This window comes from Streptomyces sp. NPDC044984, assembly GCF_040646935.1.
GTDB lineage: Bacteria > Actinomycetota > Actinomycetes > Streptomycetales > Streptomycetaceae > Streptomyces.
The window spans coordinates 96,926-107,483 of the sequence record NZ_JBEZBE010000032.1 but is presented as its reverse complement, the minus strand read 5'-3'; the positions used below and the strand labels follow the sequence as shown (position 1 = coordinate 107,483).

Annotated in this window: 10 protein-coding genes; 4 read left to right on the top strand and 6 right to left on the bottom strand. The window is 73.9% G+C overall.

The window, feature by feature from the left end:
• On the top strand, positions 1-1,270 hold a 1,270-nt coding region (locus AB0A94_RS29750; protein ID WP_361749017.1), incomplete at its 5' end, for a hemolysin family protein.
• Positions 1,267-2,286: a hemolysin family protein gene (locus tag AB0A94_RS29745; protein WP_361749016.1), complete on the top strand. Its 1,020-nt coding sequence runs from the start codon at positions 1,267-1,269 to the stop codon at positions 2,284-2,286. The genes AB0A94_RS29750 and AB0A94_RS29745, both read left to right, overlap by 4 nt.
• Positions 2,287-2,310: 24 nt before the next feature.
• Here the strand turns inward: AB0A94_RS29745 and AB0A94_RS29740 are convergent, their stop codons facing one another.
• Positions 2,311-2,697, bottom strand: coding sequence for a hypothetical protein (locus AB0A94_RS29740; protein WP_361749015.1), 387 nt, complete (start codon positions 2,695-2,697; stop codon positions 2,311-2,313).
• 154 nt (positions 2,698-2,851) lie between these two features.
• On the opposite strand from AB0A94_RS29740, the gene AB0A94_RS29735 reads away from it, so the two are divergent.
• Together AB0A94_RS29735 and AB0A94_RS29730 are read left to right on the top strand one after the other, a co-directional pair.
• The gene (locus AB0A94_RS29735; RefSeq protein ID WP_361749013.1) at positions 2,852-4,690 is read left to right on the top strand and encodes a thiamine pyrophosphate-requiring protein; all 1,839 of its coding nucleotides are present in this window, start codon (positions 2,852-2,854) and stop codon (positions 4,688-4,690) included.
• 280 nt (positions 4,691-4,970) lie between these two features.
• A complete protein-coding gene (locus AB0A94_RS29730) occupies positions 4,971-5,417 on the top strand; it encodes a hypothetical protein (protein ID WP_361749012.1) in 447 nt (148 codons plus the stop codon).
• 48 nt (positions 5,418-5,465) lie between these two features.
• Here the strand turns inward: AB0A94_RS29730 and AB0A94_RS29725 are convergent, their stop codons facing one another.
• The 5 genes from AB0A94_RS29725 to AB0A94_RS29705 all read right to left on the bottom strand — a co-directional run bounded on the left by AB0A94_RS29725 (position 5,466) and on the right by AB0A94_RS29705 (position 10,318).
• The gene (locus AB0A94_RS29725; protein ID WP_361749011.1) at positions 5,466-6,566 is read right to left on the bottom strand and encodes a CapA family protein; all 1,101 of its coding nucleotides are present in this window, start codon (positions 6,564-6,566) and stop codon (positions 5,466-5,468) included.
• 15 nt (positions 6,567-6,581) lie between these two features.
• Positions 6,582-7,856: a hypothetical protein gene (locus AB0A94_RS29720; RefSeq protein ID WP_361749009.1), complete on the bottom strand. Its 1,275-nt coding sequence runs from the start codon at positions 7,854-7,856 to the stop codon at positions 6,582-6,584.
• On the bottom strand, positions 7,853-9,064 hold the full coding sequence (locus tag AB0A94_RS29715) for a glycosyltransferase (RefSeq protein WP_361749027.1): 1,212 nt from the start codon (positions 9,062-9,064) through the stop codon (positions 7,853-7,855). Before AB0A94_RS29715 ends, AB0A94_RS29720 begins: the two co-directional genes overlap by 4 nt.
• A 217-nt stretch (positions 9,065-9,281) precedes the next feature.
• Entirely contained in the window at positions 9,282-9,800 is a 519-nt protein-coding gene (locus AB0A94_RS29710; protein ID WP_361749008.1) for a cellulase, read from the bottom strand.
• Positions 9,801-9,811: 11 nt separating this feature from the next.
• A complete protein-coding gene (locus AB0A94_RS29705; RefSeq protein ID WP_361749007.1) occupies positions 9,812-10,318 on the bottom strand; it encodes a SigE family RNA polymerase sigma factor in 507 nt (168 codons plus the stop codon).
• Between the last annotated feature and the right edge of the window lie 240 nt (positions 10,319-10,558).

Genomic DNA, 10,558 nt, shown 5'->3' with positions numbered 1-10,558 from the left:
CTTCGTCGCCCAGGAGTTCGCCTACGTCTCCGCCGACCGCCTCGCCCTGGCGCGCGAGGCCGAGTCCGGGGACCGCAAGGCCGCCCGCGCCCTGAGGGTGCTGGAGCGGCTGTCCTTCATGCTGTCGGGCGCCCAGCTCGGCATCACCGTGACCGGACTGGTCGTCGGCTTCATCGCCGAGCCCTCGGTCTCCGCCCTGCTGAGGCCCGCCCTGTCCGGCACGGGCCTGCCCGACGCGGCCGTGAGCGGCATCGCGGTCGCGCTGGCCTTCGTCCTGGCCACGGTCGTGCAGATGGTGCTGGGCGAGCTGGCCCCGAAGAACCTGGCCATCGCCGTCCCCGAGCGGCTGGCGAAGGCCCTGGCCGGCTCCACGCTGGCGTACCTGAAGGTCGTCGGCCCCCTCGTGCGGGTCTTCGACGGGGCGGCGAACGGGCTGCTGCGCCGGGTCGGCATCGAACCGGTGGAGGAGCTGCACCACGGCGCCACCCTGGAGGAACTGGGCCACCTCATCGGCGAGTCCCACGAGCAGGGTGCGCTGCCCGAGGACACCGCCGCGCTGCTCGACCACGCCCTGGAGTTCTCCGACCGGACGCTGGACGAGGTGATGGTGCCCCGTGTGGACGCGGTCTTCGTCCGGGAGGACGCCACCGCGGCGGAAGCGGTCGACCTGATCGCCAAGTACGGCCACTCCAACTACCCGGTGCTCGGCGACCACCCCGACGACGTCGACGGCGTCCTCGGTGTGGCCGAGCTGATGCGCCTGCCCGCGGACCGGCTGACCGCCACCACGGCCGGCGCCCTCGCCCGGCGCCCGCTGCTGCTGCCGGACACCCTTCCGCTGCCCGACGCGGTGACCCAGATGCGGAAGCGGGGCGACGAGTTCGCGGTCGTCCTGGACGAGCACGGCGGCGTGGCCGGCATCGTCACCTACGAGGACATCGCGGAGGAACTCGTCGGCGACATCGCGGACGAGACCGACACCGTCACCGCGGTCGCCGTCGCGGACGGTGACGGCTGGCTGGTGGACGCGGGCCGCCGGCTGGACGAGGTGGCCGAGGCCACCGGCGTCGAACTGCCCGAGGAGGAGGACTACGACACCGTGGCCGGCCTGATCGTCGACCGGCTCGGCCGCTTCCCCGCCATCGGGGACCGGCTCACGGTCGGACTGCCCGACGGCACCGCCGTCGTGATCGACGTACGCACCCTCGACCGGCACGTGCCCGACCGCGTGCGGATCCGGCAGGACCTCAAGACGGAGGAGCAGGCATGAGTTTCCCGATGGCGCTCTTCGTCACCGTGCTGCTGCTGATCGGCAGCGGATTCTTCGTGGCCGCCGAGTTCGCGCTGGTCGCCGCCAAGCGGCACCGCATGGAGAAGGCCGCCGCCGAGGGCCGGTCGGGCGCCGGTGCCGCCCTCGCCGGCATGCGTGAGCTGTCCCTGATGCTGGCCGGGGCCCAGCTGGGCATCACCGTGTGCACCCTGGGCCTGGGCTCGGTGTCCAAGCCCGCGATCTCCCACGAGCTCGACCCGCTGCTGCACAAGCTGGGCCTGCCGAGCGCGCTCAGCTACGGCGTCGCCTTCGCCGTCGCCATGACCGTGGTCGTGTTCCTGCACATGGTGGTCGGCGAGATGGCCCCCAAGTCGTGGGCCATCGCCCACCCCGAGCGGTCCGCGATGCTGCTGTCGCCGCCCTTCCGGGCGGTGGTGAAGGCCGTACGGCCGCTGATCTCGGTGCTGAACAGGATGAGCAACGCCCTCGTGCGGCTGTGCCGGGTCACCCCGCGCGACGAGCTGGCCTCCGTCCACAACCGGGAGCAGCTCACCCACCTGGTGGCGGAGTCCGAGCGGCTCGGCCTGATCAGCGAGACGGACTCGGAGCTGCTGACGCGTTCACTGACCGAACCGCAGACCCCGGTGCGGGAACTGCAGGTGCCGGCCTCCGAGATCGTCTCGGTGGACGGCGGCGCCGGCGTCGACGAGATCCTGCGCGTCGCCGCGGCCCGTGACCGCACCCGGCTCCTGGTCCGCGAGCAGGGCGTGGTCCTCGGCGCGGTGCACGCCCGCGACGCCGTGGTGGCCCGCGCCCGGGGACGGGCGGCCGGCGCCCGCGCCCTGGCCCGCCCGGTGCCCGAGCTGACGGACGACGCCACGGTCGCCGACGCGATCGACCTGCTGCGCCGCCGCCGGGCCTCGCTCGCCGTGGTCCGCGACGGCTCCGGGCGGCTCACCGGCATGGTGAGCCTGGACGACCTGCTGGCCCGCTTCCTGCAGCCGCAGACGGCATGAGGCCCACCACGGGCCGGGCCCGGATCACCCGTCCGTCCGGCGGCGCCGCTCGTTGTGCCAGGCGATGGCCCGCCGGATGTCCGGCTCGTGCAGTCCGGTCCGGCGGGCGAGCCGCTCCATGGTGAGCCCCGGCGGGCCGGACGTCAGCACCCGGGTGATCTTGGCCGCCCAGAGTTCCTCCTGCACGAAGGGACGGCGCCGGTACGTCTCGCGGATCGCGTCGAGGTGTGCCTCGCCGCAGGCGGTCACCCGGCGCAGACCGTCGGACCAGTCGTCGGTGGGGTGGGCGGAGGACGAGTCCGGAACGTATCCGCGCACCGCCTCACCGGCCGGGAAGGTCCTCGCACAGAGGTCGCACAGCTCCAGCTGGAGGTCCTCGGAACGCCGTGCCCGCTTCCCGCGCTTCCACATCAGGGCTCCCGGTGGCCGGATGCGGCCAGCGTACAGCGGGGCACGGTGAGCGGCACGGCGTTTGCACCGGGGCCGCACGGCAACCCGTCACCTTCCCTGGCAGCGTGACGCGCGGCCGGAACGGGCCGGTGCGCGTCGGCGGAACGGAGGGCCGATGGCCGGCACGAAGGTTTCCGATTACGTCCTTCAGCGCCTGCGCGAGTGGGAGGTGGACCACGTCTTCGCCTACGCGGGCGACGGCATCAACGGCCTGCTGGCGGCGTGGGGGCGAGCCGACGACAACCCGAAGTTCGTCCAGTCGCGGCACGAGGAGATGTCCGCGTTCCAGGCCGTCGGCTACGCGAAGTTCTCCGGGAAGGCCGGCGTCTGCGCGGCGACTTCGGGACCCGGCGCGATCCACCTGCTCAACGGCCTCTACGACGCCAAGCTCGACCACGTTCCCGTCGTCGCGCTGGTCGGGCAGACCAACCGCAGCGCGATGGGCGGCTCGTACCAGCAGGAAGTCGACCTGCAGAACCTGTACAAGGACGTCGCCTCCGACTTCTGCGAGACGGCGATGGTGCCCGAGCAGCTGCCGAACCTCATCGACCGCGCCTTCCGCACCGCCTACGCGCGGCGCACGGTCACCGCGGTCATCATCCCCGCCGACGTGCAGGAACTGGACTACAGCCCGCCGACGCACGCCTTCAAGATGGTGCCGTCCAGCATGGGGATCGGCCGGTACGCGCCCGTGCCCGCGGACGCCGACATCGAGCGGGCCGCCGAGGTCCTCAACGCCGGTGACAAGGTCGCCGTCCTCATCGGACAGGGTGCCCGCGGCGCCCGCGCCGAAGTGGAGGAAGTGGCGGACGTCCTCGGCGCGGGCGTCGCCAAGGCCCTGCTCGGCAAGGACGTGCTCCCCGACGACCTGCCCTACGTCACCGGAGCCATCGGCCTGCTCGGCACCCGGCCCTCCTACGAGCTGATGCGGGACTGCGACACCCTCCTGATGATCGGCTCCAGCTTCCCGTACACGCAGTTCATGCCGGAGCTGGACCAGGCGCGGGGCGTGCAGATCGACATCGACCCGCACATGATCGGCCTGCGGTACCCCTTCGAGGTGAACCTCGTCGGCGACGCGGCCGAGGCACTGCGCCGCCTCCTGCCGCACCTGCACCGCAAGAAGAAGCGGTCCTGGCGCGAGAAGGTCGAGAAGGACGTCGCCCGCTGGTGGGAGGTCATGCAGCGGCGCGCCGCCGTGGACGCCGACCCGATCAACCCGGAGTACGTGGTGCACGCCCTCGACGGCAGGCTCCCCGACGACGCGATCGTCACCGCCGACTCCGGTTCCGCCGCCAACTGGTACGCCCGCCACCTGCGGCTGCGCGGACGGATGCGCGGCTCCCTCTCGGGCACCCTCGCGACCATGGGGCCCGGGGTCCCGTACGCCATCGGCGCGAAGTTCGCGCACCCGGACCGCCCCGCCATCGCCCTCGTCGGCGACGGCGCCATGCAGATGAACGGCATGATGGAGATGGTCACGGCCGCCAAGTACTGGCAGGGCTGGTCCGACCCGCGCCTGATCGTGGCCGTCCTCAACAACCGGGACCTGAACCAGGTCACCTGGGAGATGCGCGCGATGTCCGGGGCACCGCAGTTCGAGGAGTCGCAGGCCATTCCCGACCTGCCGTACGCCGAGATCGCGCAGCGGATCGGGCTCGAGGGCGTCCGCGTGGAGAAGCCGGAGCAGGTCGAGGAGGCCTGGGACCGGGCGCTGACGGCCGACCGGCCCTTCGTCATCGACTTCCGCACCGACCCCGCCGTACCGCCGATCCCCCCGCACGCGGAACTGGACCAGATCGAGGCCGCGGCCTCGGCCGTGCTCAAGGGCGACAGCGACCGTTCCTCCATGGCCAAACAGGGCTTCCTGGCCAAGGTGCAGGAGATACTGCCGGGTACCCGGCACCGTTCCGACCGCCCCGGCGCCGGAGCCGGCGACAGCACCGGCGAGTGAGCCGGCCGACGGGACGCCACGGAGGCACACCGCGAGGGTGAACGACGCGGGCGGCACCGGTCGCGCGGCAACCTCCCGCGGGCGTTCGTCCACCCCCCCGTGCCGCCGCCGGGGCGTTCCCGTGAGGCGCCGTGCGGACGCCGGTACGGCTTCCGCGGTGCGCGACGGCCCGGACGGAGCCCCGCGCCTCCGCCCTCCCATCCGGATCACCCACCACGCGGACGTGCACGATGACGACGGCGCGAAGGTGACGAACGGCCCCATGTCAGGATGATGCGGCATGTCCCTGCGGCGTGTGGCCCACGGGATCCGGGCCTCGATGCGCAACAACGGCCAGGCCTACGGCTGTTCGGTGTCGATCACCCTCGCCCTGGGAATGCTGGACGTCGAGGCGCCGGTGTCCGGTTCGGCCCACCACATCTACTTCGCGCTGGGCGCGGCCCTGGCCCTCAGCGTGCTGGAACTGCTCGCGACCGCCGGGTTCCGCAAGGTCCTGGAGGAGGAACCGGGCACGGTCACGGCCATGGGCGTCTCGCTCAGCCTGGTCTCCGTCGGCATCTCGGCGCTCCTGGCGTGGGCCACCGCCTCCCTCGTCGGCGGAGTGGTCGCGTGGCCGGTGACCTCCTTCGTCGTGTCGGTCGTCTACCTGCTGCCGGCCGGGACGGAGTTCGCCCTCGCGGAACGGGCGCAGCGCTCGCCGCCGCCCGACGGCCCGGACCCCCGCTGACGCCGGTGCGCCGGTGCCGCAGGACACCGGCGTTCCCGGCCGGAACGGTCACCGGGGAGCCAGGGTGAGCGCGCCGTCGGCGCCGAGGGCGATGTCCACGCCGCTGATCCGGTCGAGCGTCTCCCGCAGCCAGGCCCGCTCCTCGTCCGCCGCGGGCTCCAGCCGCATCCGCCGCGCCCTCAGCGGCACCATGCGCAGGCCGGACGGCCGCCCGCCGTCCGGGGACACCGACAGCAGAAAGGCGAGCCGCAGCTCGTCGCGGTACTCCTCGTAGCCGGTGATGCCCTCGTAGTCGTCGACGAAGTCGCCGCAGCCGTACAGGATCACCCGGCCCCGGTACACCTCGACCGGGCGGGGGTGGTGCGAGGAGTGGCCGTGGACTACGTCGACACCCCCGTCGACCAGCGCATGGGCGAAGCCCACATGGCTCCGCGGAACATGGTGGCCCCAGTTCGAGCCCCAGTGCACGGACACCACCGCGATGTCACCGGGGCGCTTCGCCCGCCGTACCCGCCGGACGAGCGCCTCCGCCGCGGCGGCCGAAGGCTCCGCGAGGTACGCCACTCCGGACTGCTCCGCCGTCGCCGCCCAGCTCGGCGGGATGCCGCTCGACATCGTCCCCAGGGCGAACACCAGCACCCGGCCGCCGTCGACGGGGACCACCGCCGGCGCGTACGCCTCGTCGGCGTCCCGTCCCGCGCCCGCCGTCCTCAGGCCCGCGCCGTGGAGCACGTCCAGCGTCTCCCGGAGTCCCGGGCGGCCGAAGTCGAGCACGTGGTTGTTGGCCAGGACGCACACGTCGGGCCGCGCCACCGCCACGGCGGGCACGTTGGCCGGGCTCATCCGGTAGTGGACGGCCTTCCCGGGCGCGAACGCGTCGCTCCGCGTGACGGAGGTCTCCAGATTGACGATCCGCACATCCGGGGCGGTCTCCTCCAGCACCCCCAGCGCCCGGCCCCACGGCCACGGGAACGGGACCGGACGGGGGACCGGGCCGCTCACGGCCTCCGCCAGCTCCACGTAGCCGCGGGCGTCCCGGATCCACTCCTCCCGCAGCGCGGGATCGCCCGGGTGCGGGAGGATCTGGTCGACACCGCGCCCGAGCATCACGTCCCCGCACAGGAACAGCGTCACCGTCCCGGCGCCCATGCCTCCACCGTAGGACTACGGCACGCCCAGTTCGAACAGGACGTACCCCGCGTACGAGCCGGAGGCCAGGGCCGCCGTGCCCAGCACCGTGGCCAGCGAGGGCCACTTCAGCCGGCGCATGGCCAGGGCGAGCGGGACGAACAGCGGGAACAGGGGGAGCAGATAGCGGGAGACGTTGCCGAAGTACTGCTGGGTCGCCATCACCATCAGGTACGACAGCACCGTGTACACGACGAGGACGACGGGCGGCCGCAGCCGCATCAGCAGCACCGTCAGCACCGGCACCAGCAGCACCACCCCGACCCCGATCAGGTCCTCCACGGGCATCGCGAACCGGTAGTCGAAGTGCCCGACGGGTACGGAGGTCAGCACGTCGAGACTGTGCCGGCCCCAGTCGAACTTGTGGGCCCAGGCACCGTCCTGGAGCTTGTTGTAGCCGCCCCAGTCGCCCATCCGGTAGCCGACCCAGCCCAGGTAGCCGACCGCGCCCAGCGGGGCGATCGCCACCGCGGTCAGCGGGCGGCGGACGCCCTCCTCGCGGCGCCACACCGCCAGCAGCCCGGCGACGGCGAGGGCGGCGACCAGGGTGACGGCGGTGGGCCGGGCGAGCCCGGCGGTGAAGGTCAGCACCCCGGCGGTGAGCCAGTGACGGGTCATCACCGCGTAGCAGGCCCAGGCGGCCAGCGCCGTGTACACGGACTCGGAGTACACCGCCCACTCCGCGCCGGAACCGGGCCACACGGCCCACAGCCCCACGGCGATCAGACCGGCCCTGCGCCCGCCCAGCCGGGCCGTGACGGCGTGGATCCCGAGCGCGGCGACGAAGGAGAACACGACCGACACGGTCATGCCGGCGCCGTACGGGCCGAGCCCGGTGACCTCCGAGACCAGCCGCATCAGCGCCGGGTACAGCGGGAAGAACGCCGCCGAGTTGCCCTCGAGGGTGATCAGCCCGGTGGCGCCGGGTATCGGCTCCAGCGCCGGGTCGTAGCCGTGCAGGGCGATCTGCTGGTACCACCAGCCGTCCCAGCTGCCCAGGACGTCCCAGGTGCGGGCGCCGCCGCCGAAGCGCGGATGCTTCTCGCGGAAGTCGCCGGCCGAGTCCAGCAGATACATGAAGACGGCGAAGCCGACGAGCTTCAGCACGCCGTACACCGCGAGAACGGGCCCGTAGCGCGCGGCGGCGCGGCGCAGCCGCTCGCGCGGGTCGGGGGCGGTCGGCGGGGCGTCCTCGGCACGGGGCACGGGGGACGGGGCCGGGCCGGCCGGGTCGGCCGGGGCGATGGTCATGAGGTCGGGGATCCTGTCGTACGGCGGGAGCGTCGGCCGGGGAACACCCAGGCCCGCAGGAGGAGGAAGCGCAGCAGGGTCGCGGCGAGGTTGGCGGCGACCAGCGTCAGCAGCTCCACCCGGGGCCCGGCCCCGGGCGCCGTGCGGTGCAGCACGGCCAGCGAGCCGCTGGTGAGGGCGAGGCCGACCAGGAACGCCGCCAGCCCCTTGAGCTGGTGGCGCAGCACCCCGGCCCGGCCCCGCACCCCGAAGGTGAGCCGCCGGTTCGCGGCGGTGTTGGCGACGGCACTGGCCAGCAGGGCCAGCGCGTTGGCAGGCTGGGCGCCCGCGGCGGGCCGGAGCAGGCTGTACAGCAGCAGGTAGAACAGGGTGCTGGCCACCCCGACCGCGGCGAACCGGATCAGCTGCGGGACCAGCGCGGGCGGCAGGCCGGCGGCCTCGTCGAGTTCTTCGGGGCGGCGCAGCGCGGCCAGCGGCAGCCGGCCGCCGGCCAGCGCACGCCCCAGCCGGGCCGTGCCGCGCAGGTCCGCCAGCGCCGTGGACAGGATGTCGACCCGGCTGTCGGGGTCGTCCACCCAGTCCACCGGCACCTCGTGGATGCGCAGCCCGGCGCGCTCGGCTATCACCAGCAGCTCGGTGTCGAAGAACCACTCCCGGTCCTCGACCAGCGGCAGCAGCCGCTCGGCGACGTCCCGCCGCACCGCCTTGAAACCGCACTGGGCGTCGGAGAACCGCACGGCGAGGGCGCCGCGCAGCAGCCCGTTGTAGCAGCGGGAGATGATCTCCCGCTTCGGTCCGCGCACCACCCGGGAGCCACGGGCCAGGCGGGTGCCGATCGCGATGTCCGAGTGCCCGGAGATCAGCGGGGCCACCAGTGGCAGCAGGGCCGCGAGATCGGTGGACAGGTCCACGTCCAGATAGGCGAGCACCGGCGCGGACGACCGGGACCAGGCGGTGTGCAGGGCGCGGCCGCGGCCCTTCTCGGCCAGCCGTATCCACTCCGTCCCCGGCAGCTCCCCGGCCAGCCGCTCGGCGATCGCCGGGGTGCGGTCCGTGCTGGCGTTGTCGGCGACGGTGATCCGGAAGGCGTAGGGGAAGGTCTCCACGAGGTGCGCGTGGAGCCGCCGGACACAGGGCTCCAGGTCGTTCTCCTCGTTGTGCACGGGCACGACCACGTCCAGGACGGGTTCCGGATGGTGCGCCGGCAGCGGCGCCCGGCGCGGCAGCGCGGCCTGCGCCGCGGACGCGGCGGACGAGCGGCGGCCGGCCGGTGCCGGCCGCCTCGCGGTTCTCATGACGGGTTCACGGTCTCTTTCCGGCGTACGGCATGACGGGCCCTGGTGGCGGCATGCCGGATGCGCCCGAGTGATGGTCGGGGACACGGCCCGGGGCGGCTTTCGCCCACGGGCGGGACGGCGGTGCGGTCTAACCGCTGCCGGGCGACTCCTCGTCGGCCGAGGCGGAGGGCGACCGCGCCGGCGGGGTGGACGGCGGGGTGGCCGGCGGTGCGGAGGAGTACGGCGGCGGTGCCGTCGTGGTCCGCCCGGTCGTGCCCGGCGTGGTGGTCGGCGTGCCGCCGTACCCGGGCGCCGTGGTGGCGGCGCCCGCGGTCCCGGACGCGCTCGTCGGCGGCCGGGAGGGGCTCGGGTCCGTGCTCGGGACGGACGTCGTCGGCGGCGGGGACACCGGGGGCGGCGTCGGACCGGTCGCCGGCAGCGGCCCGCGGTCGGCGGGCAGGGACCGGGAACCGGCGCCGGGCAGCAGGGCCAGCCCGACGCTCAGTCCGGCCACCGCGAGGGCCGATCCGCCGGCCCGCCACAGCATCCGGGACCGGCGGCGGACCCGGATGCCCTCGTACAGCCGCTCCTGGTGCTCGGACCGGAAGGGAGCCGGCTGCCGGGTGTCGCGCATCATGCGCGTCAGCTCACGCTCGAAGTCGTCCATCGCTTCTCCCCTCACCCCACGGGCCTGACGGAGTCGGACAGGATCTGCCGCAGCCGCGCCACCCCGCGCGACGCGTGGGAGCGCGCGGTGCCCACCGGGCAGCCGAGGGCCTGTGCCACCTGCCCCTCGGGCAGGTCCTCGCAGTAGCGCAGCACCACTGCGGCCCGCTGCCGGGGCGGCAGCAGTGCCAGCGCGGCCTCCAGCCGCGAGCGCTCCGCGACGGCCGACGACACGTCGCCAGGACCGGCCCGGTCGGGCAGCTCGCCCACCGGGCGCTCCCCCCACCAGCGGCGCCGGGCCGAACGGGCCGCCATCCGCACCAGCACCTGGCGCACGTACGCCTCCGGGGCCTGCTCGGCGACCCTCGGCCAGACGAACCACAGCTTCACCAGGGCCTCCTGGACGAGGTCCTCGGCCCGCTGCCGGTCGCCGCCGGTGAGCAGACGCGCGACATGGAGCAGCGCCGGCCAGCGGGCGGCCACGAACTCGTCGAAGCCGTCCACCCGAAACCGCTGCATCCCCACCGCCCGTGTCCGAACAACCCTTCACACCTGAGACAAAGACTTACGGCCCGGCGAAACGATGCACCCAAGTGCTGTGATCTGCCTCACTCCGAGCACGCCTCACTCCGAGCACGCCTCACCCCCCGACACCGGACATGCTCACCCCCGGACACACGAAAGGGCGGGCCGTACGCCCATGACCGCGTCACAGCGATCGACGGACGTACGACCCGCCCCCGGGGCGGTGGCCGGTCC

Bases quoted from the DNA above. Each gene is read 5' to 3' on its own strand.
- AB0A94_RS29710 (WP_361749008.1), bottom strand. From the start codon at position 9,800: ATGGACGACTTCGAGCGTGAGCTGACGCGCATGATGCGCGACACCCGG.
- AB0A94_RS29730 (WP_361749012.1), top strand. From the start codon at position 4,971: ATGTCCCTGCGGCGTGTGGCCCACGGGATCCGGGCCTCGATGCGCAAC.
- AB0A94_RS29720 (WP_361749009.1), bottom strand. From the start codon at position 7,856: ATGACCATCGCCCCGGCCGACCCGGCCGGCCCGGCCCCGTCCCCCGTG.
- AB0A94_RS29705 (WP_361749007.1), bottom strand. From the start codon at position 10,318: ATGCAGCGGTTTCGGGTGGACGGCTTCGACGAGTTCGTGGCCGCCCGC.
- AB0A94_RS29745 (WP_361749016.1), top strand. From the start codon at position 1,267: ATGAGTTTCCCGATGGCGCTCTTCGTCACCGTGCTGCTGCTGATCGGC.
- AB0A94_RS29735 (WP_361749013.1), top strand. From the start codon at position 2,852: ATGGCCGGCACGAAGGTTTCCGATTACGTCCTTCAGCGCCTGCGCGAG.
- AB0A94_RS29740 (WP_361749015.1), bottom strand. From the start codon at position 2,697: ATGTGGAAGCGCGGGAAGCGGGCACGGCGTTCCGAGGACCTCCAGCTG.
- AB0A94_RS29725 (WP_361749011.1), bottom strand. From the start codon at position 6,566: ATGGGCGCCGGGACGGTGACGCTGTTCCTGTGCGGGGACGTGATGCTC.